Source organism: Leeuwenhoekiella palythoae, assembly GCF_900130045.1.
In the GTDB taxonomy this organism is placed as follows: domain Bacteria; phylum Bacteroidota; class Bacteroidia; order Flavobacteriales; family Flavobacteriaceae; genus Leeuwenhoekiella; species Leeuwenhoekiella palythoae.
The window spans coordinates 23740-48650 of sequence record NZ_FQXT01000006.1 but is presented as its reverse complement, the minus strand read 5'-3'; the positions used below and the strand labels follow the sequence as shown (position 1 = coordinate 48650).

23 protein-coding genes are annotated in these 24911 nt (G+C 39.5%); 11 read left to right on the top strand and 12 right to left on the bottom strand.

All coding sequences use genetic code 11. From position 1 onward, the window contains the following. The 6 genes from nqrF to BUA96_RS15050 are packed head-to-tail and all read right to left on the bottom strand — an operon-like array spanning nt 1 to nt 6048. Nucleotides 1–1308 carry an NADH:ubiquinone reductase (Na(+)-transporting) subunit F gene (gene nqrF, locus BUA96_RS15075; RefSeq protein ID WP_072984490.1) on the bottom strand — a complete coding sequence of 436 codons (1308 nt, stop codon included), beginning with the start codon at nt 1306–1308 and terminating at the stop codon, nt 1–3. Between the two features lie 2 nt (nt 1309–1310). Continuing rightward, the gene (gene nqrE, locus BUA96_RS15070; RefSeq protein WP_072984488.1) at nt 1311–2042 is read right to left on the bottom strand and encodes an NADH:ubiquinone reductase (Na(+)-transporting) subunit E; all 732 of its coding nucleotides are present in this window, start codon (nt 2040–2042) and stop codon (nt 1311–1313) included. Nucleotides 2043–2091: 49 nt separating this feature from the next. Beyond that, complete coding sequence (locus BUA96_RS15065) at nt 2092–2739, bottom strand: NADH:ubiquinone reductase (Na(+)-transporting) subunit D (RefSeq protein WP_072984486.1); 648 nt, start codon at nt 2737–2739, stop codon at nt 2092–2094. A 2-nt stretch (nt 2740–2741) separates the two neighbouring features. After that, nucleotides 2742–3476, bottom strand: a complete 735-nt coding sequence (locus tag BUA96_RS15060) for a Na(+)-translocating NADH-quinone reductase subunit C (protein ID WP_072984484.1) — start codon at nt 3474–3476, stop codon at nt 2742–2744. 2 nt (nt 3477–3478) lie between these two features. Continuing rightward, nucleotides 3479–4690, bottom strand: coding sequence for an NADH:ubiquinone reductase (Na(+)-transporting) subunit B (locus tag BUA96_RS15055; protein ID WP_072984482.1), 1212 nt, complete (start codon nt 4688–4690; stop codon nt 3479–3481). A 5-nt stretch (nt 4691–4695) separates the two neighbouring features. After that, nucleotides 4696–6048, bottom strand: a complete 1353-nt coding sequence (locus BUA96_RS15050) for a Na(+)-translocating NADH-quinone reductase subunit A (protein ID WP_072984480.1) — start codon at nt 6046–6048, stop codon at nt 4696–4698. Between the two features lie 243 nt (nt 6049–6291). On the opposite strand from BUA96_RS15050, the gene BUA96_RS15045 reads away from it, so the two are divergent. From BUA96_RS15045 to BUA96_RS15025, 5 genes are all read left to right on the top strand, one after another. Further along, nucleotides 6292–7551 (top strand): type IX secretion system plug protein, encoded by a 1260-nt coding sequence (locus BUA96_RS15045; protein ID WP_072984478.1) that lies wholly within the window; start codon nt 6292–6294, stop codon nt 7549–7551. A gap of 29 nt (nt 7552–7580) precedes the next feature. Continuing rightward, nucleotides 7581–8819: a DUF3667 domain-containing protein gene (locus tag BUA96_RS15040; RefSeq protein ID WP_072984476.1), complete on the top strand. Its 1239-nt coding sequence runs from the start codon at nt 7581–7583 to the stop codon at nt 8817–8819. 2 nt (nt 8820–8821) lie between these two features. Beyond that, entirely contained in the window at nt 8822–9208 is a 387-nt protein-coding gene (gene apaG / locus BUA96_RS15035) for a Co2+/Mg2+ efflux protein ApaG (RefSeq protein ID WP_072984474.1), read from the top strand. 131 nt (nt 9209–9339) lie between these two features. After that, nucleotides 9340–10965 (top strand): L-glutamate gamma-semialdehyde dehydrogenase, encoded by a 1626-nt coding sequence (gene pruA / locus BUA96_RS15030; RefSeq protein WP_072984472.1) that lies wholly within the window; start codon nt 9340–9342, stop codon nt 10963–10965. Nucleotides 10966–11118: 153 nt separating this feature from the next. Continuing rightward, nucleotides 11119–11397: a hypothetical protein gene (locus BUA96_RS15025; protein WP_072984470.1), complete on the top strand. Its 279-nt coding sequence runs from the start codon at nt 11119–11121 to the stop codon at nt 11395–11397. Nucleotides 11398–11445: 48 nt separating this feature from the next. Here the strand turns inward: BUA96_RS15025 and rsmG are convergent, their stop codons facing one another. Next, nucleotides 11446–12075 (bottom strand): 16S rRNA (guanine(527)-N(7))-methyltransferase RsmG, encoded by a 630-nt coding sequence (gene rsmG, locus BUA96_RS15020; protein WP_072984468.1) that lies wholly within the window; start codon nt 12073–12075, stop codon nt 11446–11448. A 138-nt stretch (nt 12076–12213) separates the two neighbouring features. Here rsmG and BUA96_RS15015 point away from each other — a divergent pair, with 138 nt between their 5' ends. Together BUA96_RS15015 and BUA96_RS15010 are read left to right on the top strand one after the other, a co-directional pair. Beyond that, nucleotides 12214–13320, top strand: coding sequence for a fatty acid desaturase family protein (locus tag BUA96_RS15015; protein ID WP_072984466.1), 1107 nt, complete (start codon nt 12214–12216; stop codon nt 13318–13320). Between the two features lie 15 nt (nt 13321–13335). Next, nucleotides 13336–14532 carry a pyridoxal phosphate-dependent aminotransferase gene (locus BUA96_RS15010; protein ID WP_072984464.1) on the top strand — a complete coding sequence of 399 codons (1197 nt, stop codon included), beginning with the start codon at nt 13336–13338 and terminating at the stop codon, nt 14530–14532. Between the two features lie 71 nt (nt 14533–14603). Here BUA96_RS15010 and BUA96_RS15005 read toward each other — a convergent pair whose 3' ends face one another. The 4 genes from BUA96_RS15005 to trkA all read right to left on the bottom strand — a co-directional run bounded on the left by BUA96_RS15005 (nt 14604) and on the right by trkA (nt 19193). After that, nucleotides 14604–15164 carry a fasciclin domain-containing protein gene (locus BUA96_RS15005; protein WP_072984462.1) on the bottom strand — a complete coding sequence of 187 codons (561 nt, stop codon included), beginning with the start codon at nt 15162–15164 and terminating at the stop codon, nt 14604–14606. 86 nt (nt 15165–15250) lie between these two features. Then, nucleotides 15251–16231, bottom strand: a complete 981-nt coding sequence (locus BUA96_RS15000; RefSeq protein ID WP_072984460.1) for a YpdA family putative bacillithiol disulfide reductase — start codon at nt 16229–16231, stop codon at nt 15251–15253. A gap of 99 nt (nt 16232–16330) precedes the next feature. Further along, nucleotides 16331–17794 (bottom strand): TrkH family potassium uptake protein, encoded by a 1464-nt coding sequence (locus BUA96_RS14995; RefSeq protein WP_084673184.1) that lies wholly within the window; start codon nt 17792–17794, stop codon nt 16331–16333. Between the two features lie 49 nt (nt 17795–17843). Continuing rightward, nucleotides 17844–19193, bottom strand: coding sequence for a Trk system potassium transporter TrkA (trkA, locus tag BUA96_RS14990; protein ID WP_072984898.1), 1350 nt, complete (start codon nt 19191–19193; stop codon nt 17844–17846). A gap of 214 nt (nt 19194–19407) precedes the next feature. Between trkA and ubiE the strand changes: the two genes are divergently transcribed. Genes ubiE through BUA96_RS14975 form a run of 3 tightly spaced genes read left to right on the top strand, consistent with a single transcriptional unit; the run spans nt 19408 to nt 21590 of the window. Continuing rightward, nucleotides 19408–20136, top strand: coding sequence for a bifunctional demethylmenaquinone methyltransferase/2-methoxy-6-polyprenyl-1,4-benzoquinol methylase UbiE (ubiE, locus tag BUA96_RS14985; protein ID WP_072984456.1), 729 nt, complete (start codon nt 19408–19410; stop codon nt 20134–20136). Nucleotides 20137–20139: 3 nt separating this feature from the next. Then, the gene (porT, locus tag BUA96_RS14980) at nt 20140–20841 is read left to right on the top strand and encodes a type IX secretion/gliding motility protein PorT/SprT (protein ID WP_072984454.1); all 702 of its coding nucleotides are present in this window, start codon (nt 20140–20142) and stop codon (nt 20839–20841) included. Continuing rightward, on the top strand, nt 20841–21590 hold the full coding sequence (locus BUA96_RS14975; protein WP_072984452.1) for a class I SAM-dependent methyltransferase: 750 nt from the start codon (nt 20841–20843) through the stop codon (nt 21588–21590). Before porT ends, BUA96_RS14975 begins: the two co-directional genes overlap by 1 nt. 2 nt (nt 21591–21592) lie before the next feature. Here the strand turns inward: BUA96_RS14975 and BUA96_RS14970 are convergent, their stop codons facing one another. Continuing rightward, a complete protein-coding gene (locus BUA96_RS14970; RefSeq protein ID WP_072984450.1) occupies nt 21593–22306 on the bottom strand; it encodes a TrmH family RNA methyltransferase in 714 nt (237 codons plus the stop codon). A 5-nt stretch (nt 22307–22311) separates the two neighbouring features. Here BUA96_RS14970 and tamL point away from each other — a divergent pair, with 5 nt between their 5' ends. Continuing rightward, nucleotides 22312–24906 (top strand): translocation and assembly module lipoprotein TamL, encoded by a 2595-nt coding sequence (gene tamL / locus BUA96_RS14965; RefSeq protein WP_072984448.1) that lies wholly within the window; start codon nt 22312–22314, stop codon nt 24904–24906. Nucleotides 24907–24911 lie beyond the last annotated feature (5 nt).

The following is a 24911-nucleotide window of genomic DNA, read 5'->3' as shown; positions in this document are numbered from 1 at the left end:
CTATCCTCCGAAGTCATCAAAACGAATATTCTCGTCTGGAATACCAAAATCCTCTCCCATTTTTTGAACTGCTTTGTTCATCAATGGAGGCCCACAGAAATACAATTCGATTTCTTCTGGCTCGTCGTGCTTGCTCAAGTACTGCTCGATCACAGCATTGTGTACAAATCCAACAAAACCATCTCCTGGGCTATCAATATCTTCTTTTACTTTCCAATTATCCTCTTCTAAAGGTTCAGAAAGTACTAGATAAAATTTAAAGTTATCAAACTCCTTCTCTAGCTCATAAAAATGCTGAAGGTAGAATAACTCGCGCTTAGAACGACCACCGTACCAATAAGTCACTTTACGACCCGTCTTGAGGGTTTTAAATAGATGATACAAGTGTGAACGCATTGGCGCCATACCTGCTCCACCACCTACATAAAGCATTTCTGCTTCAGACTCGTTGATGAAGAATTCACCGTAAGGACCAGAAATTGTTACCTTATCTCCTTTCTTTCTACTGAATATATATGAAGAGGCAACTCCAGGATTTACATCCATCCATCCACCTTTAGCACGGTCAAATGGAGGTGTTGCAATACGTACATTCAACATAATCTCACGTCCTTCTGCAGGATAAGAGGCCATTGAATACGCACGCTCTACAGTCTCTGTATTCTTCATTACAAGTGGCCAAAGTTTAAACTTATCCCACTCTTCTTTAAATTTATCAGGAGTTTCGTGCTCTTCTGGATGCGCGGTAATGTCAATATCCTCGAACTTCACTGTAGTCTCAGGAATTTCGATCTGAATATATCCACCCGCTTTGTAGTCCATATCCTCAGGGATCTCAACAACAAATTCCTTGATGAATGATGCTACGTTATAGTTACGCACTACAGTAGCCTCCCATTTCTTGATACCGAATACTTCTTCAGGAATAGTGATGTCCATATCTTGCTTCACCTTTACCTGACAAGCAAGACGCGCCCCTGCTGCTAATTCTTTACGTGTAAAATGTGGTGTTTCGGTAGGAAGCGCCTCACCTCCACCTGAAAGTACGTGACACTCACACTGAATACAAGTACCACCACCACCACAAGCAGATGGCAAGAATACTTTTTTTCCACCTAAAGTTGAAAGCAACGAACTTCCTGAATCAACTTCAATTTCTTTTTCTCCGTTAATGGTAATTTTTACCGGACCTGATGGAGATAATTTTTCTTTTGCAAAAAGTAGTAGTCCCACTAACACAAGTGTTAGTACTAAAAACGCCACTACAGTTGCTGCGATAACTCCTCCTGTACTTGCTGCTAAAAACATATTTACTTGTTGTTTATTTCTTGAGATACTTCGGCTAAAGACTCCTCTTCTTCAACAGTATCTTGACTTTGAACTTCTACTTTTGCTACTTCGTCAGTAGTTTCGGTTTTCTCTTCGCCACCGGTTAACATTCCACCAAAACTCATAAAACCAATAGCCATAAGTCCAGTAATGATAAAGGTGATTCCTAATCCTCTTAACGGCGCAGGAACGTTAGAATATCTGATTTTCTCACGGATCGCTGCAATTGCAAGAATTGCCAAGAACCAACCGATTCCTGAAGCTAAACCGTAATTAAAAGCCAAACCTAAAGTTTGAATATCTCTAGACTGCATAAATAAAGAACCTCCCAAAATCGCACAGTTTACAGCGATAAGCGGTAAGAAAATACCAAGAGAAGTATATAATGCAGGCGCAAATTTCTCAACCACGATCTCAACCAATTGCACCATTGTTGCAATCGTTGCGATAAATAGAATAAAAGATAAGAAGCTCAAGTCGTACTCTGCATACTCAGGGCCTAGCCAAGTTAAAGCTCCCGGGCGCAATACATATTGATCAAGTAACCAGTTCATAGGTACCGTAACTGCTAATACAAAGATTACAGCAGCCCCTAGACCTACAGCGGTAGAAACTTTTTTAGACACCGCCAGGTAAGAACACATTCCTAAGAACGTGGCAAATACCATATTGTCTATAAAGATTGATTTAAAAAATAACTCTACGTGTTCCATTTTTTTATAATAAGAAGTTAGAAATGAGTTTTAACTCAAATCGTAATCTTTAGTTTTCTTCAATTAAGGTTTTGTTTCTAGAACGCTGAACCCAAATGATAATCCCTACGACAATAAGCGCCATTGGCGAAAGCAACATAAAACCGTTGTTTTCATAACCTATTGCGTAAAGACCTGTTTTTTCGATTGGATCACCAAGTACTTTAAATCCAAGTAACGTACCTGAACCTAAAAGCTCTCTAGAGAATCCAACGATAATTAAGATTGCTCCATATCCTGCAGCATTTCCTATTCCGTCAAGAAAAGATCTGTATGGACCATTTCCTAAAGCAAACGCTTCAAAACGTCCCATAATGATACAGTTAGTAATAATAAGTCCCACGAAAACTGAAAGCGTCTTACTCAATTCGTAAGCAAATGCTTTAAGCACTTGGTCAACGATAATTACCAAAGCAGCAACTACAACTAACTGAACAATAATTCTGATCTTAGAAGGAATGATATTTCGCATAAGCGAAATCACAACGTTACCTACTGATAGTACAAACAATACTGAAACTGCCATTACTATCGAAGCTTTTAACTGCGCCGTAATCGCCAGTGCCGAACAAATTCCTAAAACCTGAATGGTAATTGGGTTGTTATCTGCTAGAGGGTCCATTATAAGACCTCTGTCTTTTTTAGATAGTAGTGCCATAATTATAATTTAATATCTTTTAAGTAAGGAATATAAAGCTTAACCGTACTGTTAATCATTGCAGTTACTCCGTTTCCGGTAATTGTTGCTCCTGCAATGGCATCAACCTTACCATCATCTTTTCTGTCGTTTAACGGGTCGTTATTTCCCTTCGCTACAGTAATACCTTCATACTGGGTACCGTTCATAATCTCTTCACCCGTGAAGTCATCCATAAAATAACGCTCCTTGATGTTTGCTCCAAGACCCGGAGTTTCTCCTTTGTGATCAAAGAAAACACCTTGTACTACATAGTCAGCATCAAGTGCTACAAAGCCCCAGATCGCATCCCATAATCCTTTACCATAAAGTGGGATGATGTAGTAATCTTTACCTTCTTTTTCTCCAACAAACAATGGAAGCTTACGCTCAGACATATCTTTACTTAATTCGCCTTTAAGGTCAATCAAGTAAGCCGCACTGTCTTGCTTTACTTCACCATTCTGGATAACTAATTGTTGTTTGATGTATTTTGAGAATTCTGCTTCAACTTCTGCGGTAGGTATAAAATTTACTGAACCTTCCACATTCTCATTGATGCCCATCGCATAAAGAATGTTCTGTTGTTTCTCAAAGCGCTCATTCTCGGTAATCGTAGGCTTAAGACTTGATGCTGTAAAGGCTAATAACGCCCCTACTACAAGCACCATCACTATAGCAAAGATTATCGTGTAACTGTTTTTATCTGTATTTGCCATTATTAAGCAGTTTTAAGTTTTAAACGTTTCATACGTTTTTTGACGTTGGCTTGAACCACATAGTGGTCAATTGTAGGAGCAAAAACGTTCATCAAAAGAATCGCTAAGAATACTCCTTCAGGATATGCCGGGTTGAATACGCGAATCATAATTGAAATAAAACCAATTAAGAAACCGTACCAGTATTTACCCGTATTGGTTTGCGCTCCTGACACAGGATCAGTCGCCATATATACAATACCAAAAGCGATACCCCCAATGATCAGGTGCTCCCAATAAGGCGTGCTCATCAATCCATAGAATTTACTTGACTCCGTGATCCATCCTGCATCTACAACACCGTTGAAAATAAGCCCCATTGCAGCAGCTCCAACGATCGCACTTAGGATAATTCTCCAACTTGCGATTTTAGTAAACATCAAGAACAGTCCACCTAATAAGATTAAGAAGGTTGAAGTCTCTCCTACAGATCCGGGAATAAACCCAAAGAACTTATCTGTAAAATCATATACTACTGAAGAATTCTGAGCATAAGAACCTAATATAGTTTCTCCAGAAATAGCATCCGGAGTGCCAACTGCTTCTTTTGCACCGTGTACCCAAACTTTATCTCCACTCATCCAGGTAGGATACGCAAAGAATAAAAAGGCTCTAATAGTAAGTGCAGGGTTAAGAATATTCATTCCGGTTCCACCAAAAACTTCTTTACCTATTACAACACCAAAAATAACCGCAACAGCAAGCATCCAAAGCGGGATGTCCACTGGTACGATCAAAGGCACAAGCATACCGGTTACCAGATAACCTTCTTCTACTTCGTGACCTTTAATTACCGCAAAAACAAATTCTACAGCCAGTCCTACCGCATAAGAAACAATTACTAGCGGAAGCACGGTAATCGCTCCCATCGTAAAATTATCCCAAGTGAAGAAGTTGCCAAAAAGGCTTGCTTCACGAATCACTCCGTTTGCAGCATCAACAGCAGCATAGTGCTGATAACCTGCATTAAAAATTCCCCATATTAAAACAGGTACAAGCGCCATAATCACAGTGTTCATGGTTCGCTTTAAATCATCAACAGCTCTAATGTGCGACCCGTTGTGTGTGGTTTCATTAGGCGTATACAAAAAAGTGTGCAGCGCATTAAAAGCCGGCGCCATTTTTTTGCCCTTGAAATCCTCTTTAATTCCGTGTAGTTTTTCTTTTAATCCCATAGCTATTATCCTATTTCAGCGTGCATTAAATCTAATCCTTTACGAATGATGGCTTGGTGTGGTTGTTTTGACACACAAACAAACTCTGTAAGCGCAAAATCTTCAGGTGCAACCTCGTACATCCCTAAAGCTTCCATCGCATCAAGGTCTTGCACCATACAAGCTTTTAATAATTGTAGCGGATAAATATCTAAAGGAAAAACTTCCTCATAATTTCCGGTAACCACAAAAGCTCTGTGCTCTCCGTTTGTATTGGTATCTAGATCGTATTTTTTATTCGGGAATAACCAAGAAAAAGTCAATGCTCTTGAAGAAGAAATCTTATTGAATACCGGTTTATTCCACCCGAATAATTCATAATCATCACCTTCAGGAATCACGGTAAATTCATTGTGGTAATATCCTAAATGACCGTCTGCTGCAACTTGCGCTCCCGTCAATACATTACCTGAAATCATTCTTACATTATCTCCCTCAACACCTGCAGAATACGCAAAAGTAGAAACCTCAGCTCCTATTTTTGTTCTATAATACTTTGGTGCTTTAACTCCAGAACCTGCAACCGAGATCACACGCTCAGGATTAAATTTACCTGTAAGGAAAAGCTCTCCGATAATCGCTAAATTTTCAGGAGCGATGGTCCATACGGTTTCTCCTTTATTAATAGGAGCAATTTTATTGATTTGCGTACCTACATTTCCGCTAGGATGCGGTCCTGATACAGTATGCATTTCTACTTCGCTAATATTTGCAAAAACAGAATCTGCAGCTTTAGCAACACCTAAGTAAATTTTACCACTGGTTAATTTACTTAATGCTGTAATCGCAGCTTGAATATAAGCTTCCTTTCCTTTGAGACTAAAGTTATAATCTGGTGCTAAAGGCGCACTATTGTGGCCAGAAATAAAAATAGCATCCGGAGTGGTTTTAGTGCTAGCGATGATATCATAAGGCCTCTGCTTGATGAACGGCCATAAACCAGATTCTAACATTCTGGCTTTAATCGCTTCTGCATTTGCAGTAGCAACATCAAGAGTAGGAAATTCTACTGTCGTGTCTTTACCATCTGCCTCAATGACAAGATGTGTTATCACACGTTTTGCTCCTCGTTTAATCTCAGTTAGCGTTCCACTTACCGGCGAAACAAATTTGATACTTTCATCTTTTTTAGCGAAGAAAAGTGGCTCTCCTGCTTTTAGGCTAGCTCCTTCTTTAAATAGCATCTTAGGAGTTACAAGATGAAAATCTGAAGGCTTGATCACATAAGTTCTTGATTTTGGCGCTTCGGCGAGTGTCTTTTCAGCCTCACCTACCAATTTAATATCAAGACCTTTTTTGATCTTAATGTCTTTTGACATAGGAAGTATATGTTAAAGTTCTTGTTATTCTCAACCCTTTATATGCTTGAATTGAGGTGTGCGAATTTACAAATTTTACAAGGTTCTTACACAAACTAGATTATAAAAATAAAGCGGCATAATTTTCGTTACATTTGAAGCAGCGCGAACCGCTTATACCACCTAGTTTTCGGACTTATATAGATTGTTTCCAAATAAGACTTAGGTGCTGCAATGATGCCGCTTTACACCTTAATTTGCTAAATGAAAACGTTTTCGACATTATTCTTACTTCTAGCCATCTGTTCTCTTTTTGGTCAGGTGGCTACCGAAGTTCCTGCCCCACCCTATATCAAATCTGTGCAATTTTATGGTAATACCGCACAAAGTCAGCTTCCGGTGATCAGATTGGGTGACCCGCTTAATTTGAGTTTTGACGACATCATTGGCGATGAAGCTGATTATTATTACACCATTACCCATCACAATTATGACTGGACTACTTCAGTCTTAGCAAAAACTGAATATCTCAAAGGTGTAGATGATGTGCGTATTATGAATTACACCAATTCGGTGAGCACGCTTCAGCTGTATACACATTACGAATTGCAAATCCCTAACCAATACAGTACTGCGATCTTAAAATCTGGCAATTATTTACTAAGCATTTTTAACAACGATGACGAGCTTATTTTTTCGCGAAAATTTATGATCTACGATCCTCAAGTTACAGTGGGCGTCGAGGTTTTACGTACCCGAAATTTGGAATTTATAGAAGAAAAACAAGTGGTGAATTTTAATGTTGATTCCGGTGAAAATATATTAATTAACCCTGATGAAACTGTAAAACCCTTGATTATTCAAAATAACGATCTAAAAAGGTCTGTGGGCAACATACCTCCTCAATACAGCATAGGTAATCTTTTGCAATACCGTTATGATGACGAAACCTCTTTTTACGCAGGAAATGAGTTTTTTGATTATGACAATAAAGACATTAGGGCTGCGACCAATCGCGTTCAGTATATAGAGTTGCTTAAACTTTACCACAATTATTTATATGGAAACAACACTCGAAAGGACGGCGTTTACACTTACAATCCTGACCTTAACGGAAATTTTCAGATCAACACCATACAAGGAGATCAACCTAAAGTGAATGCGGAATATGCGTGGATTCATTTTAGCCTAGATCACCCACAAAGACCTGAAGGTGAAGAGATACACCTCTACGGAAACTTCAATAATTTTGTAATTGAAGATGCTACCAAATTGCAATTCAATCCTGAAAATCAGCGCTACGAATTGCCCATTTTGCTCAAACAAGGCTACTACAATTACCGCTATGTGGTGGTTAAGGACGGTAAAATGCTCAAATACAATCCCGTTGATGGAGATTTTTGGCAGACTGAAAATGTTTACGATGTTCTCGTGTACTACAGAGCTCCGGGAAGCAGATACGACGAACTCATAGGCAGAGGGAATGCGCTCTCTACCTCAATTTCTAATGTACGCAGAGACTAACTTTAAGAAAATCGTTCTATCTTTAGAACGTGGGTAAACAACTAGAGCAGACTTCCAGAAAATCTTTGCGCTACAGAGGTAATGAATGCCTCAACTGCGGGCATCCGCTGGAAATCAGCGACCGCTATTGCTCGTATTGCGGCCAACTCAATTCGACTAAAAAATTATCGCTTCAAGATTATTTTGGCGAATTCATCATCAGTATCGTCAATTATGACAGCAGGTTTAGATACACCGTTAAAGACCTTCTGTTTAAACCCGGAGTCATCACTCGAAATTTCACTAGCGGAAAGCGTATGCGCTATGCTAATCCGTTTCGATTTTTTTTGAGCGTTAGCATTATTTATTTTTTACTAAGCGGTTTTCTTGATTTCATTCAAATTGCAGATGCTGAGTCTGAAGAAAATCCGTCGCTACAAAACATTTTCAACTTTCAAGATGACGACGATCAGGCGGAGATCCCTCTTGATTCCATCAACTATTACAAAACGCTTGCGTTAAATACTAAAGACAAAGACAGTCTTGAGCAACTGCCCCTTATTTACAGAAGAGAAAGCAGTTTAGACACGCTCAATTTTGTCAGCCGCACCGCATTTAAGCTAAAAATGTTCCACATATTCTCATTGCAGACAAAAGTTGAAAATCCATATCAGGCTTTAGATAGTCTTGAGTATTCTAAAAGCAAATTGAATGTTTGGCTGTATGATCGTGAAAAAGGCTTAAAACGTATTCAAGAAAATCCGGTAGCCTTTGGCCAGTACCTCGCAAAAAAAATCCCGGTTTTCTTATTTTTTCTAGCACCGTTATTTGCGTGTTTTTTCTTGCTACTTTACTATAAATCTGAATCAGTTCGCTTCCACAAGAATAAATTACGAGCCACATCCCGCAAGAAGTTACAGTCCTTATTTAAGACACCTTACATAGGGGGCTTCTGTCTTTATTGCCTGGCTTCACTACGGTCCGTTTTCGTTGTGAGAAGAAGTTATAACTATATGGAACACGTCATTTTTATCTTCCATATATTCACCTTTCTGTTTCTCGTACTTCTATTATTACTCGTTCCTGAATTCCTAATGGGCAGCAGTTTGCTCTCCGGACTTTTTATCAGTTTTGTTGCGCCATTTTATTTTTACAAAGCGCTGCGAAACTTCTACCAAGAAAGCCGCCTGCGCACTTTAATGAAGTTTTTTATACTAAATATTGTATTTTTAATGCTAGGAATACTTACCGGCAGCGTATTCTTTTTTCTCACTGCCGCGCTTTATTGATTATGGTAGAACAAGTAACTAAAGGCATTCGGGTATCTGTAGACACTTATTTTGAAGGCTCCTTCACAAAAGAAGGCATGCTCTTCTATGCTTTTGGTTATAAAGTAAGTATCACCAATAACAGCGAAGACACCGTGCAATTACTAAGCAGATCTTGGGATATTTACGATGCACTAAATATTCAAGAGAAAGTAGTTGGCGAAGGCGTAATTGGCCAGAAACCCGTACTTAAACCGGGAGAAACACACACCTACTCTTCGGGCTGTTTGCTACGTTCTCCTTTTGGGGCAATGAACGGGTATTATACGATGATCAATTTTACAAATTCCGCTCAATTTCAAGTTTCAATACCCACGTTTAAGCTTAGCGCTACCCATTTGCTCAACTAGGCCCAAAATTCCATTAAAATAGTATATAAATCGCATCTCGTTCGCGCAAGGTATTGCCTTTTATATTTTGTAACTTTAGCACGTTCAAAGTTTAGCACGAACAAATACTAAAAACAACAAAAAATAATTATATGTCAAAAGGATTTTTTGAAGTACCTGTTGCGATCAATGAGCCTGTAAAAAGCTACGCTCCGGGAACTCCAGAACGAGAAGAAGTATTAAAAGCCTATAAAAATTTATACAACAGCACGATTGATGTGCCTCTTTATATAAATGGCGAAAAAATCGAAACGTCAAATACGCGTACGATGTCTCCGCCACACGATCACAAACACGCTTTAGGAAAGTATAGCTTAGCTGAAAAAAAACACGTTGAAGATGCAATCTCAACCGCATTAGAAGCTCGTAAAAAATGGGCAAAAATGCCTTGGGAGCAACGTGCAGCTATTTTCTTAAAAGCCGCAGAACTCATTCAAGGACCTTACCGTTATAAGATTAATGCAGCGACTATGCTGGCACAGTCTAAGAATATTTTTCAGGCGGAAATTGATAGTGCTTGTGAGCTAATAGATTTCTTGCGCTTCAACGTGCAATATATGAGTGAAATTTACTCTGAACAGCCTGAGTCTTCAGCTGCTGCTTGGAACCGCGTTGAGCACCGCCCACTTGAAGGATTCATTTATTCCGTAACGCCATTTAACTTTACCGCAATCGCAGGAAACTTACCGGCTGCCCCGGCATTGATGGGTAATACCGTGGTATGGAAACCAAGTGACAGTCAGGTTTATTCTGCTCAGGTTATTATGGAAGTTTTTGAAGAAGCAGGTGTTCCTGCCGGCGTGATCAATATGGTAATGGGAGATCCCGAGATGATCACAGACACGGTTTTGGCGAGTCCGGATTTTGCTGGAATTCACTTTACCGGTTCAACACACGTATTTAAAGATATCTGGGCAAAAATTGGCGCAAATATTCACACTTATAAAACGTACCCACGTATCGTTGGAGAAACCGGAGGTAAAGATTTTATCCTCGCGCATCCTACGGCAAACCCAAAACAAGTTGCTACCGCGATTTCAAGGGGTGCTTTTGAATTCCAAGGACAGAAATGTAGCGCAGCAAGTCGGGTTTATGTGGCAAAATCGATCTGGTCAGAGGTTAAAGAATTCTTACTGGAAGATATTAAATCTTTTAAAATGGGATCACCAGAAGATATGAGCAACTTCATCACTGCTGTGATTCACGAAGGTTCTTTTGATAAGCTAGCCAAGTACATTGACCAAGCTAAAGAAGACAGCGAAGCTGAAATCATTGCTGGTGGAAATTATGACAAGTCTACCGGTTACTTTGTAGAGCCTACAGTAATCGTTACTACAGATCCTAAATATACCACAATGACTACCGAATTGTTTGGTCCTGTAGTTTCTATCTACGTATATGAAGATGCTGATTGGGCTAAAACTCTAGAGCTTGTAGACGATTGCGATTATGCATTAACAGGTGCTGTACTATCAGGAGATCGTTATGCAATTGTTGAAGCTACAGATGCATTGCAAAACGCAGCGGGTAACTTCTACATCAATGATAAACCTACAGGTGCAGTGGTAGGACAACAACCTTTTGGTGGTGCTCGTGCTTCGGGAACAAACGACAAAGCAGGAAGCGTTCTCAACTTATTACGTTGGGTTTCTCCACGCTTGATTAAGGAAACATTTGTTACCCCAGAGGATTACAGATATCCATTTTTAGGAGAGTAAATTCTTCTTAAAATCTAACATAAAGCTATCGTCTTCAAGACGGTAGCTTTTCTTTTAACCCTACTTCTAATGTTAACTTAATGTTACGTAAACTTAAATTTAAGGTTATCTGAACTATTTTTTTTACCTTTGAGTAATCAAAATACGATGATTATGACGACGGAGGATAATAAAATGTATGTACTGAAAGTAAAATATTCAGTTATTGATGTTTCAAAAAAGAAAAGCAAACGCAGAATAACCCGAAAGAAAGAAAAACTCTATCTGGTTCGCGATCCAGAAAGTATTGATGACAAGCTTAAAGAACTTGAAGACACCTTACTTGAGATCGATCAGGAGCAGCGCACCACGCTGCTCAACAGAGCAAAAGATTTCTTGAGAAGTTTTGGAACACGATGTAACCGAACGTACCTAAATATGCTACGAACTTAAACAAAAATAGCGGCTCCTTGAGCCGCTATTTTTTTGTATAAATGCTTGTTATCCTTTGTATTTTAAGGGAAGATGCACCACTTTTTTAGTTTCAAAAAAGTCTTCTTTAAAGTAATCACTCAAGTCATAGATCTTAGCCGACTTATACAGTTGAAGTTCTTCGGTTAGATCACCACCTTTGAGATAAAGAATTCCGTTTTTAAGTTGGTGCTCACTCTTTTTAGCGATTCTACCTTTAATCCATCGTACAAAAGTTTCCATTTGCGCTACTGCCCTACTCACGATAAAATCATACTCGCCCGAAATATTTTCAACGCGATCATTTGTAATTTTTACATTTTTTAGATTTAACCCTGCAGCAACCTCTTCAACCACTTTTATTTTCTTCCCGATACTATCTACGAGATGAAATTGCGTCTCAGGAAATAAAATCGCTAACGGAATTCCCGGAAAACCACCACCTGTACCCACGTCTAGAATTTGCGCTCCCGGTTTAAACGCTTGCACTTTAGCGATTCCTAAAGAATGTAAAACGTGTCGCAAGTAGATCTCATCAATATCTTTACGAGACACCACATTGATTTTTAGATTCCAATCCTGATACAATTCATTCAACTTTCCAAACTGAATCAATTGATTTTCATCAAGATCTGAAAAATAGTGCTTGATTAGCTCCATAATAGAATTTTATGGCAACAAAATTAGGATTTCGGGCGTTAAATTAAAGGATTTTCAGACCTTAAAACGATATAAATCTTATTTTTGAGGTCGCGTTAAAAAACACTTAAAAAGTGCTTTTGCGATAAGCTTTATTCTATGGAAGACACAAAAACAATAAAATTTTCAAGAGTTGATTCGGCTAAATTTTTCCGAACACTCAATAAGCGCGTAAACGCTTATTTTAAAGATAATAATGTAGAACGCACCGGAAACTGGAAATTATACGTGAAAACAATAGTTATGTTTTCGCTATTTCTTACCCCATACTTCTTACTGCTCAGCATAGATATGCCGGGTTGGGCTCAATTGCTATTGACCATTGTAATGGGTGTAGGTATGGCCGGAGTGGGAATGAATGTAATGCACGATGGTAATCACGGCTCATTCTCTAAGAAAAAATGGGTAAATAAAGTGATGGGAAGCAGCATCTACATTCTTGCCGGAAATGTTTACAATTGGCAAGTTCAACACAATGTATTGCACCACACGTATACCAACATACATGGTCACGACGAAGATCTCGAAGCAGGACGCATTCTACGTTTTTCAAAACACGCAAAATGGTATAAGCACCATCGTTTTCAGCATTATTATTCGATCTTTTTATATGGCTTATTAACCTTTAACTGGGCACTTACCACTGATTTTCTTCAGATGAAACGCTACCTGAAGCGTAAATTATCTTATGGTGAATTCCCAAATCCGAAGTTAGAATGGACCAAACTGGTGATCACAAAGTTGATCTATTTAAGCATTTGGATCATTCTTCCGTTATTGATTTTAGACATTGCCTGGTGGAAAGTTTTATTAGGTTTCTTTGTGATGCATTATACAGCTGGCGTTATTTTAAGTGTTGTGTTTCAATTAGCACACGTGATCGACGAAGCAGATATGCCGCTTCCGGACCAGACCGGAACTATGAAGAATACTTGGGCCATTCACCAGTTGTTTACAACGGTTAACTTTTCGACTAAAAACAAGATTGTAAACTGGTTTACTGGTGGATTAAATCATCAGGTAGAACATCATATTTTTCCACACATCAGCCATATTCACTACACGAAAATTTCAAAAATCGTGAAGGAAACGGCTCAAGAATTCAACTTACCCTATAATGAGTATAAGACCACACGTAAAGCGGTAATTGCTCATTTTAGATACTTAAAAGAGATGGGCATGCGCCCCGCTCTTCAAACTGCTTAATTTTACATTTTTTAAATGGAAACACTTACCAACCAATTATCTGACCGAATTAATAACCTGGCCGCTTCGGCTACCCTTGCAATGGCCGCAAAGGCGCGTGAACTACGTGCTGAAGGAAAAGACATTATAGGGCTTAGCCTTGGAGAACCAGATTTTAACACGCCAGATTTTATTAAAGACGCAGCAATACAAGCTGTTAATGACAATTACAATTCATACACTCCTGTTGATGGTTATGTAGAATTAAAAGACGCGATCATCAACAAATTTAAGCGAGACAATAAGCTTACTTATGATCGCTCTCAAATCGTGGTTTCTACCGGAGCAAAACAATCTTTATACAACGTAGCTCAGGTTTGCTTAAACCCGGGTGACGAGGTGTTGCTACCTTGCCCGTATTGGGTAAGCTACTCAGACATTGTGAAGCTTGCTGAAGGTGTGCCTGTAGAAATTGAAACTTCATTGGACACCGATTTTAAAATGACCCCAGAACAATTAGAAGCTGCGATCACTCCAAAAACTAAAATGCTTTGGTATAGTTCGCCTTGTAATCCTAGTGGATCTATTTATAGTGAAGCTGAATTGCGCGCGCTTGCCGATGTGCTTCAAAAGCATCCACAAATTGTAGTGGTGAGTGATGAAATTTATGAGCACATCAATTACGTAGGTGGTCACGCAAGTATGGCACAGTTTGAAGATATGTACGACCGTGTTGTAACCGTGAATGGTGTAGCAAAAGCATTTGCTATGACCGGATGGAGAATTGGTTATATCGGAGCTCCGTCATATATCGCACGCGCGTGTAACAAAATTCAAGGTCAAGTGACCAGTGGTGCTAACTGTATCGCACAACGTGCCGTGATAACAGCCCTTGAAGCTCCAGTGAGCAAAATTCAATATATGGTTGATGAGTTCAAAGAGCGTAGAAAATTGATCTTAGGTTTATTCAATAATATTGAAGGTTTTGAGTGTAACGAGCCTGAAGGTGCATTTTACGTTTTCCCTAATATTTCGCATTACTTCGGAAAAACGCTTAATGGTACAACCATAAACAATGCTTCAGAATTTGCACTTTATATTCTAGAGCAAGCAAACGTTGCTACGGTAACCGGCGAAGCATTTGGTAATCCTAACTGCATACGTATTTCATATGCAGCAAGTCAAGATCAAATCAAAGAAGCTTTAGCTCGAATTAAAAAAGCGGTTTCCTAAAAGAAAATTAGCTTTATAACATTAAAAAAGCGACCTCTATGGGTCGCTTTTTACTTTTGATATTATCTCGATTACATCTCAGGAAGCAGTACCGTATCAATTACGTGAATCACTCCGTTGGACTGATTAACATCGGCAATTGTAACCGTTGCTACGTTACCTGCTTGATCTTTGATTTGCACCATGTCGCCATCGAGCATACCCCATAACTTTTGACCGTTTACGGTTGTCCATTCGGCAGTTCCTCCACCATCTTTAATATCTTGAATAATTGCTGCTGCCGAATTTTTACCGGCAATCACGTGATAGGTCAAAACACCTTGTAAAGCCTTTTTATTTTCAGGCTTCAATAAGTTAGCCACAGTTCCTTCCGGAAGTTTTTCAAAAGCTGCATTGGTAGGTGCCAATACTGTAAACGGTCCTTCACCTTGCAAAGTCTCAACCAAGCCTGCTGCTTTTACAGCTGCAACCAGAGTGGTGTGATCTTTAGAGTTGACTGCATTTTCTACAATATTCTTCGTAGGAAACATCGCTGCACCGCCTACCATTTTGGTTTCTTGTGCAAATACTTGAGTGGTTGCAACCATCATTAAGGCTACAAGCATTGTAGAAAATAAATTTCTCGTTTTCATAATGTAAGTTTTTTTTAGTTACACTACACTTACGAGAAGAAAAACGCTATTGGTTTTTGGCAAATTGAACTTTAGGGATTCATTAACTATTCTGAAGTTACCGCAAGCTTCTTTTTAAGATCCTTGATGATCATATCAGCGTGCACGCGTGTATTTTCAATAAACAATTTACTTGTTTTTAATCCGCTATTGATAACTCCAGCAACATACACATTGGGCAATGGAGTCTCAAGAGTTTCTTCGTTATGAATTGGTTTCTTATGATTTTCTTCATCTACAGGTATTCCTAAACGTTCAAACAAATTGAAATCCGGGGTATAGCCAATCATAGCCAATACAAAGTCATTTTCTAATTCAACCGTTCCGTCTGGGGTATTGAGAATTACACTATGCGGCTTAATCTCTTCAACAGTAGACTCAAAATAGGCTTTTATAGAACCTTCTTTAATTCGGTTTTCAATATTGGGCTTGATCCAATATTTAGTTTTTGGGTAAATCTCATTGCTCCGAATAGCCATCGTCACTTCGGCTCCTTTATAATACGTTTCTAAAGCAACATCACAAGCAGAGTTGGCAGCGCCAACCACTAAGATCTTTTGGTTGACATAAGGATGCGGACTGTCATAAAAATGGCGCACTTTGGCAAGCTCTTCTCCCGGAACATTCAAACGTCTTGCAGTATCGTAAAATCCTGTAGAAACAATTACAGCAGAAGTGTTGTATGCTCCTTTTGGTGTTTGAAGTACATATCCCCCTTCGCTTTGCGTCATACTTTCTACAGGGGTGTAGAGTTGCACATTCAATTTCCAACTATCATAAACCCGGCGATAGTATTCTAAGGCTTCCTTGCGTGTAGGTTTATCATTATGCGCAACAAATGGCACATCCCCTATTTCGAGTAGATTAGAAGTAGAGAAAAAGGTCATTTGCTCAGGAAAATTATACAACGAATTGACAAGCACTCCTTTTTCAAGAATTATATAATTGAGATTGGCTTTTGTAGCGGCAATTCCGCAGGCCAAACCTATAGGGCCACCACCTATGATAATGAGATCGTAATTTTTCAAAACAATTATTTTTGGGTTGGTTGGGATTAGTCGAAAAACAAAAGCGACCTGACTTTTGCTTTTCAGCTGAATTCACAGCACTAACAAAGTTAACCCTTACTAGCGATTACGCCAAAAGAACGGCGTTAACAGAATCAAAACAGTAAAGAGCTCCAGACGACCGATGAGCATTAAAAAGGCGCACCACCATTTACCCAAAACCGGTAAGGCATCAAAATTATTCACCGGACTTAAAATACCAAAAGCCGGACCTACATTACCCAGAGAAGACGCTGATCCTCCCAAAGCTGTTGGGAAATCGAGTCCCATCGAAGCCAGTCCACAAGCACCAATAATCCAAGCCAGTAAATAGAGAATGAAAAACGCCAGAATATTGAAAACAATCTCTTTTTTGACCGCTTTACCGTTGTGACGCACGGGCAAAATTGCGTTAGGATGCAGCGTACGTTTAAATTCGAGCACGCCATTTCTCACGATCATAAGGTGTCGCACTACTTTAATTCCACCGGAAGTTGAACCTGCAGAACCACCTAAAAACATGAGTCCGAAAAAGATTATTGTAGCAAACGGTGCCCACATCGTAAAGTCTGCCGAAACAAAACCTGTAGTTGTAATCACCGAAATCACCTGAAACAAGCCGTGTCTGATCGCGCTCTCATATTCTCCTAAAACCATAGGATGATCGATGGAAGAAACCGACACATCAGCACGGAAAATTATGATCAAAACCACCAATAAGGTAAATCCCACCGTAAAAGCAGAATACAGTTTGAACTCTTCATCTTTCCAAACGTTGCGCAATTTTCCTTTAAAAGCGAAATAGCTTAAGACAAAATTGGTTCCTGCCAAAAACATAAAAAGAATAATGATGTACTGCACTGCAGGATTATCATTCCAGTACGCGACACTTGCATTTTTTGTACTAAAACCACCTGTTGACAAGGTACTCATCGCGTGATTGACAGCATCTAGAAAAGACATTCCGGCGATCTGAAGAAGAATCGTTTCGGCTACGGTGTAGCCAAAATAGATAAGCCAAAGCCGCTTAGCCGTGTCTGTGATTCGCGGGTGCAATTTATCGGCATTGGGTCCCGGGGCTTCGGCCGCAAAAAGCTGCATTCCTCCTATTCCTAATAAAGGTAAAATCGCAATCGCGAGCACAATGATTCCCATACCACCTATCCAATGTGTGGTGCTTCGCCAGAACAAAACTCCATTAGGAATCGCTTCGATATCATTTAAAATAGAAGCTCCAGTGGTGGTATAACCACTTATGGTTTCAAAAAATGCGTTTGTAAAAGAAGGGATAGATCCTGTAAACAAATACGGCAAACAACCACTCAAGGACATAAAGATCCATCCAAAAGTAACAACGATATACCCTTCTCGTTTTTGAATTTCTTTTTTATGATCTCGTGTGAAGAACATAAATATCATTCCTAAGAAAACGGTCAACAAACCGGCAGAAATGATCCCGACAGCGACAGACACTGCATCATAAAAATAGCCTACAATGGCCGAAACCAGCATAAAAGCTCCATTAAAAAGGAGCAATACTCCCATTAAATGAAAGATGATTTTAAAATTGAGTCTGGGTCTGCTAGGCATATACTTAGATAAACATGCGTTCTACTTTATTAATCGATCGCAATAAACAACATACAACAATACGATCTCCCACCTCTATGCGGTTTTCTCCAAGCGGAATTATTCCTTTTCCGTCGCGCACGATACCTCCTATGGTTGCTGAGCGCGGAAAATCTAAATCTCTAATGCGTTTGCCTATAACTTTAGAATTAGGCTTAGCGCTAAATTCTAGCAATTCGGCATTCATATTATTAAGTTTGGTCATTGCCACAACATCACCTTTACGTATGTATCTAAAAATATTATTCGCCGCGAGTAATTTCTTATTAATCAAGGTATCGATTCCTATACTGTGCGAAAGCTGAAAATAATCCATATTCTCAACTAGAGCGATGGTTTTCTTTACGCTCTTAGACTTGGCTACCAAGCACGACATTATATTAGTCTCACTATTTCCGGTTACCGCAATAAAAGCATCCATATCGTAGATATTCTCTTCTTCAAGAAGTTCTACGTTTCTTCCGTCCCCGTTGATCACCAAGGTTTTGGGTAGGTTTTCGGCTAGATCGTAAGCCTTATCATTGTCTTTTTCTACCAGTTTTACCTTAAAATTATGCGAGCAAAGATCACGTGCCGTTTTATAACCTATTTTACTTCCGCCTAAAATCATCACGTTTCTGATCTCCTGCTTCATTTTACCGGTAAGCTTGTAGAGTTCTTCAACCCCTTCTTTTACCGTCATAAAATAAACCTGATCACCTTCTTTAAAGATCGTATCTCCTCTCGGAATCAAAGTATACTGCGTGCCTTCTCGCTGAATTGCGATCGGCATAAAGTGCAATGTGGGAAAAATACGCGCCGCCTCTTTAACGCTCTTTCCTACAAAAGAAGCTGTTCTGCTCAGCGAAGTCCCAACCATTGTTAATGCTCCGTTTTCAAACTCATAACTATCATTAAATGCAGACTGGTTAAGGAGCAATTCTATTTCTGAAGCCGCAAGACTTTCAGGCGAAATGAGTTCGTCTATTCCAAATTTCTTAAATCCGGCTACTTCTTGATTTTCTATAAACTCGGTATTTGAAATCCGTGCAATCGTGCGCTTTGCGCCCATTTGCTTAGCCAAAACACAAACCGTGATATTGGTAGTCTCACTTGCGGTAACTGCAATAATAAGATCGGTGGTGTCTATACGCGCTTCTTTTAAAACGGCGATAGAGGTCGAATCTCCGCGAATGGTGCGAATGTCAAGATGCGTATCCGCATAGGAGATACTGTCTTTATCAACATCGATAAGCGTAATATCTTGCGATTCAAAAGAAAGAAGTTTAGCCAAATGAAAGCCAACTTCCCCGGCACCTGCGATAACAATCTTCATAGCAATTTTTAATAAACAGCCCGCCACACGAGGTGTAAGGCAATTTGAGTTAGGTTCAAACATCGATAAAAAACCGACGCCTTTTGCTGTCACTTTGTGAGCAAAACCTTGCAAAGATATAAGATTTACTAGAGATAACTTTAAATATAACAGCCTTCTAAAACAGGTCGTCCTATCACGCAACAAATACTATATTTGCCAATAAAAGTAAGTTATGAGCGGTAACGTTAATCCGTATAAGAATTCAGACAGGTCAAAACGCGAGCAAGTTGAGCAAATGTTTGACACAATTTCAAAAGAATACGATGGGCTCAACCGGGTTATTTCATTTGGGATTGACGTAAAATGGCGTAAAAAAGTGGTGAATATGGTTGCTGCCACACAGCCTAAACGCATTCTTGATGTTGCTACAGGCACCGGAGATCTGGCGATTAATCTGGCGAAAACAGATGCCGAAAAGATCATTGGTCTTGATATTTCTGCCGGAATGCTGCAAGTAGGAAAGGATAAGATTGCATCAAAAAACCTGAGTACCACGATCGAAATGGTTCAGGGAGATTCTGAAAACCTTCCTTTTGAAGACAATTATTTTGATGCCATCACCGTAGCTTTTGGGATTCGCAATTTTGAAACCTTAGAAAAAGGCCTCTCCGAAATTCTTCGCGTGCTAAAACCCGGCGGAATTTTTGTGATTCTAGAAACTTCAGTACCTACTAAATTTCCGTTTAAACAAGGTTACGGGTTGTATACCAAAACCTTACTTCCGCTCATAGGACGCGTATTTTCTAAAGACCGCGACGCATATGCTTATTTGAGCGAAAGCGCTTCTGTTTTTCCTTATGGTGAAAAACTCAACAATATTTTAAGAAAAACAGGGTTTACACATGTTGAAGATCACCCACAAACAATGGGTGTAGCCACAATTTATTCAGCATCAAAGTAACTTATGCAAAAAAAACTGGTACTTGTTTTCTTTTTGATTTGGGCTGGTTCTCAAATTCAAGCTCAATTTTTAACCCGCGAGCGCATTCTCAACGATGAGAATTTTGACAAAAAATCGTGGAGTTGGGGTTATTACTTTGGGATCAACAGGTATGATTTCAATTTTGATTATAAAGAAGACAGACCAGATATTTATGTGGAACAAAACTATGGCTTCAATGTTGGGCTCTTGGGAAATAAACGCATAAATGAATACCTAGATCTGCGTTTTGAACCCGGACTCGTTTACAATGCCAGAACGCTTTTTTATCTGGATATTCCGGGAGATGAGAACGATCGCATACGAGAATTAAATTCTACCTACATTCATTTTCCGCTCTTGCTTAAGTTTTCCACTAAACGCTTAAACAATTTCAAACCTTTTGTAGTGGGTGGCTTTAGCTATTCGCATAACCTGTCGAGCAACGAGAAAAATCCGGACGATAATAGCTCTGGCCAATTTAGAATGACTAACAATACCTTTTATTATGAGGTAGGTTTCGGCATTGACTTATATTTACCTTATTTTAAATTTTCACCAAGTATTCGCGGTGTATTTGCATTGTCTGATGAACTCGTTAGAGATGAAGATCCTAATAGTTTGTACACTTCAAATATTGAAGTTATGCAGTCGCGCGGCATATTTTTAAACTTTACCTTTCAATAATGTGGGAAGCAGATTTATATAGAGAAAAACACGGTTTTGTATTCAACTACGGAAAAGACCTCATCAGTATGCTTAATCCACAGGAAGGTGAACGCATTTTAGATCTGGGTTGTGGTACCGGCGAACTTACTGCTGCGATTGCCGAAAGTGGCGCTCAACTGGTAGGTATTGATGCTTCGCAAGAGATGATTGATGCTGCTCAATCAAAATTTGATGGTATTGAATTCATCACGGCGCGGGGTGAGAGTTTTATTGATAAAAAACCCTATGACGCCATCTTTAGTAATGCAACCTTGCACTGGATCTTGAATCCTGAGGCTGCGATCTCAGCGATGTACAGCAACCTAAAAACCGGCGGTAGATTACTCTTAGAAATGGGTGGAGCCGGAAATATTGAAACCATCATCACTGCTTTAAGTGCGGTTCTAAAAGAAAAAGGATACATCAAACAATCCCGAACAATCAATTGGTATTTCCCAAAGTTGGGGACATATTGTTATTTCTTAGAAAAATCAGGATTTCAAGTCACCTTTGCGCATTTATACGAGCGACCTACAAAATTAAAAGATCCTGAAACCGGCATTATAGATTGGCTCAATATGTTTGCCAAACACTATTTTACCGATATCCCAGACGCCGAAGCTGACGCCATTCGCAAAGAGGTTCAGGAGCAGGTGCATCAAGCTTTGTTTAGAGACGGGCATTATTATGCCGACTATAAAAGACTGCGTATCTGCGCGATCAAATAGGCTTATCCGCGTTTAAATTCGCTTACTAAAATTGCCCCGGCGATTGCCACGTTTAAACTTTCGGTGGTTGAAGTCCCAAATTGTGGAATGCATATTTTATGCTGAATTTTTTCTGAAACAGCGCTTGAAATTCCGTTTGCTTCATTGCCTAAAACCAAAATAGCATCTTCGAGCATTGACGCGCGATACACATTTTCACCATCCATAAACGCCCCATACACCGGAAGCGTCTGCCCCGATAAATAGGTATCCAAATTTGTGTAATGTACCTTCACTCGGGTAAGTGATCCCATTGTGGCCTGCACTACTTTAGGATTAAAACAATCTACTGTTTGCTGAGAACACACCAGCGTTTTGATCCCATACCAATCACAAAGTCTGATCAGAGTACCCAGATTACCGGGATCGCGTACATCGTCTAGCACCAATTGAAAACCCGCTTCTTTTTCACTACTCAGCTTCGGAATCTCAAAAACAGCTAAAGCCTTCTGTGGTGTTTTTAAAAATGAGATTTTTTTGAGTGCCGCTTCAGCAATTTCAATAGCATTTTGTGCTTCAAAATATCCCTTTAAAGCGTACAAACTGTGCAGCGTATAATGAGAATCAAGAAATTCTTGAATGCCTTTAATTCCTTCAACCACAAATAAGCCGTGTTGCTGGCGGTACTTTTTTTGAGACAGACTCGTTATTAATTTTATTTGGCTTTTGCTAACCACGTCTAATGTGTATTTTTGAAGTTATTTTTATAAAAAAGCCCTTGCAAAAACTTTCCGCAAAAATAGGATTATTTATCATACTGCTACTCGTTCTAGCTGCCTGTGACGCGGTAAAGCGTGTTCCGCAAGGAAAATATTTACTTTCTGAAAATGAGATTGTCGTTAACGGTGAAGTCAACGAAGCCTATAACATCAATAACATTCCGTATTTACAGCCCAATACAAAAGTTCCGCTTTTAGGAACTCCAGTTAGACTATATATTTACAATTGGGCGCGCCCCAACTTAGACACCATTCTTCAGCATAAATTAAACGACAACGACCAGCGAACGTTAAAATTTTGGTCTGGCGTACTCTCGCGAAAACAACTCGATAAGTACATCAAATTTAAACTAGGTTTTAACGATGTGCTTAAAGATTTTGGGGAAGAGCCCGCGATCATTACCGAAAATCTTACCAAAAGATCGGCAGACCGTTTAACCGAATACTACAACAGTAAAGGTTGGTTTAATGCCGAAACGACCTATGAGATCGAGAAAGACAGCGCAAACAAACGTGCTAAGGTGATCTATTCGGTAAATACGCAAAGACCGTATATCATTGATTCGTTAAAAACCTTTATCAAATCTGCTGCTGCAGATTCTATTTACCAAGCGCATAAAAATGAGTCTTTTATCAAGAAAGATGCGCAATACGAACTGCTCGACATCAACGCCGAAACCAGTCGCATCACTGAACTAATGCGTAATAACGGCTTGTTTCATTTTGATCAGGAATTTATAAGTTTTGTAGGAGACTCGGTGAATACCAACCATCGGGTTAATCTCGAGATGAACATTAGAAACAGGGAGATTCGCGGGAGAGATTCGGTTTATGAATTACCATTAAAAGTTCATAAAATAAGTAAGGTTAAAGTCACAACAGATTATGGTTATGCCTTGCGCAACGACACCTATTCAGATAGTCTGGTGCGCGATGATCATTACCTCTATGCTTATGACAAATTGCGGTATAAGTCTAAACGCTTGATCGATGCGATTTTTATTGAGCCCGGAGAAACCTACAGCGACGAGGCACGTAATCAGACCTTAATTCGGTTAAGTCAGCTGGGCACTTTTAGATATCCAGACCTTCGATTTTCTGAAGATCCTGATGATCCAGAAGGCACAGATCTTATCGCCAATATTCTGCTTACCCCACTGCCTAAATTCAATCTGAGGGCAGATTTTGATATTTCTACCTCCAATATTCAACGTTTTGGGATTGCTGGCGGTGGTTCGCTACGCATTAGAAATGTTTTAGGCGGAATGGAAACTTTGCAAATTTCCGGGCGTGCGAGTATAGGAGATTCCAGAACCGCAGCAGGAAGCAACAGCCCTGAGCTTTTTGATATCACTGAAATAGGTGCCGATGTAAGTCTGACGATTCCGCGTATCTTCTTCCCTATTCGCACTAATTTCATCGCACCTGAAATGTCACCTTCCACCAGTTTCACGACCGGTATAGGTATTCAGCAAAACATAGGTTTAGATAAACAAAATGTCACCGGCGGGATTAATTATAAGTGGACCCCTTCAGAAAATTTGAATTACCGTTTTGATCTTTTTGACATTCAGTATGTGCGTAATTTGAATATCTCCAACTATTTTAATGTCTATGAGAATTCGTATGACGAACTGAACACCATCGCTCTTGGGTATCCTACTCAGGTGCTTCCGTATTTAAATGAAGATGGCAATTTAGATATTCCGGATGGTGCTTTAGACTTTATAAATGCCGTGCAAAACCGAAATATTGCCGTTACCACAACAGAGTTTAATGACGTTGTAAATATTGAAGAACGCCGCCAGCGTCTTACCGAAGACAACTTGATCCTAGCTTCTAGTTTTACCTACTATAAAAACACCCGGGATAATTTATTTGACGATGAGTTTACCAGTTTTAGAGCCAAACTTGAAGTTGCCGGTAATACGCTAAGCGCCATTAGTAATCTAATAGGACTTGAAGAAAATGAAAACGGTTCCTCAAGAGTTCTGGGCGTGACCTTCTCGCAATATGTAAAAACCGAATTGGATTTTATTAAACATTGGGATTTTGGCAACGATAATATATTGGCTGTACGTGCATACGGAGGTATCGCGATTCCGTATGGAAATTCAAACAGCATCCCTTTTATTCGCAGTTTTTTTGGTGGTGGATCTAACGACAACCGTGCTTGGCAAGCATACCGCTTAGGCCCAGGAAGCACGGATAGCCCTAACGATTTTAATGAAGCCAATATGAAACTGGCGTTTAATGCAGAACAACGCTTTACCTTTTTAGGTGATTTAAAAGGCGCCATTTTTGCCGATGTAGGAAACATCTGGAACGCTCTAGATAATATTGAAGATCCGCAGGCTACTTTTACTGGCCTTAAAAGTCTTGAAGATATCGCCGTAGGAACCGGTTTTGGCCTACGCTATGATTTTAGCTTTTTTGTTTTGCGTTTTGATATAGGATTTAAAACCTATGATCCCGCGCTACCTAACGGCGAACGCTGGTTTAAAAACACAAATTTTTCTAATGCGGTCTACAACGTGGGTATTAACTATCCTTTCTAAGCAAA

Coding starts and splice junctions, on each gene's coding strand:
- nqrF (WP_072984490.1), bottom strand. CDS start 1,308: ATGTTTTTAGCAGCAAGTACAGGAGGAGTTATCGCAGCAACTGTAGTG.
- nqrE (WP_072984488.1), bottom strand. CDS start 2,042: ATGGAACACGTAGAGTTATTTTTTAAATCAATCTTTATAGACAATATG.
- BUA96_RS15065 (WP_072984486.1), bottom strand. CDS start 2,739: ATGGCACTACTATCTAAAAAAGACAGAGGTCTTATAATGGACCCTCTA.
- BUA96_RS15060 (WP_072984484.1), bottom strand. CDS start 3,476: ATGGCAAATACAGATAAAAACAGTTACACGATAATCTTTGCTATAGTG.
- BUA96_RS15055 (WP_072984482.1), bottom strand. CDS start 4,690: ATGGGATTAAAAGAAAAACTACACGGAATTAAAGAGGATTTCAAGGGC.
- BUA96_RS15050 (WP_072984480.1), bottom strand. CDS start 6,048: ATGTCAAAAGACATTAAGATCAAAAAAGGTCTTGATATTAAATTGGTA.
- BUA96_RS15045 (WP_072984478.1), top strand. CDS start 6,292: ATGAAAACGTTTTCGACATTATTCTTACTTCTAGCCATCTGTTCTCTT.
- apaG (WP_072984474.1), top strand. CDS start 8,822: ATGGTAGAACAAGTAACTAAAGGCATTCGGGTATCTGTAGACACTTAT.
- pruA (WP_072984472.1), top strand. CDS start 9,340: ATGTCAAAAGGATTTTTTGAAGTACCTGTTGCGATCAATGAGCCTGTA.
- BUA96_RS15025 (WP_072984470.1), top strand. CDS start 11,119: ATGACGACGGAGGATAATAAAATGTATGTACTGAAAGTAAAATATTCA.
- rsmG (WP_072984468.1), bottom strand. CDS start 12,075: ATGGAGCTAATCAAGCACTATTTTTCAGATCTTGATGAAAATCAATTG.
- BUA96_RS15015 (WP_072984466.1), top strand. CDS start 12,214: ATGGAAGACACAAAAACAATAAAATTTTCAAGAGTTGATTCGGCTAAA.
- BUA96_RS15010 (WP_072984464.1), top strand. CDS start 13,336: ATGGAAACACTTACCAACCAATTATCTGACCGAATTAATAACCTGGCC.
- BUA96_RS15005 (WP_072984462.1), bottom strand. CDS start 15,164: ATGAAAACGAGAAATTTATTTTCTACAATGCTTGTAGCCTTAATGATG.
- BUA96_RS14995 (WP_084673184.1), bottom strand. CDS start 17,794: ATGGGAGTATTGCTCCTTTTTAATGGAGCTTTTATGCTGGTTTCGGCC.
- trkA (WP_072984898.1), bottom strand. CDS start 19,193: ATGAAGATTGTTATCGCAGGTGCCGGGGAAGTTGGCTTTCATTTGGCT.
- ubiE (WP_072984456.1), top strand. CDS start 19,408: ATGAGCGGTAACGTTAATCCGTATAAGAATTCAGACAGGTCAAAACGC.
- porT (WP_072984454.1), top strand. CDS start 20,140: ATGCAAAAAAAACTGGTACTTGTTTTCTTTTTGATTTGGGCTGGTTCT.
- BUA96_RS14975 (WP_072984452.1), top strand. CDS start 20,841: ATGTGGGAAGCAGATTTATATAGAGAAAAACACGGTTTTGTATTCAAC.
- tamL (WP_072984448.1), top strand. CDS start 22,312: ATGTGTATTTTTGAAGTTATTTTTATAAAAAAGCCCTTGCAAAAACTT.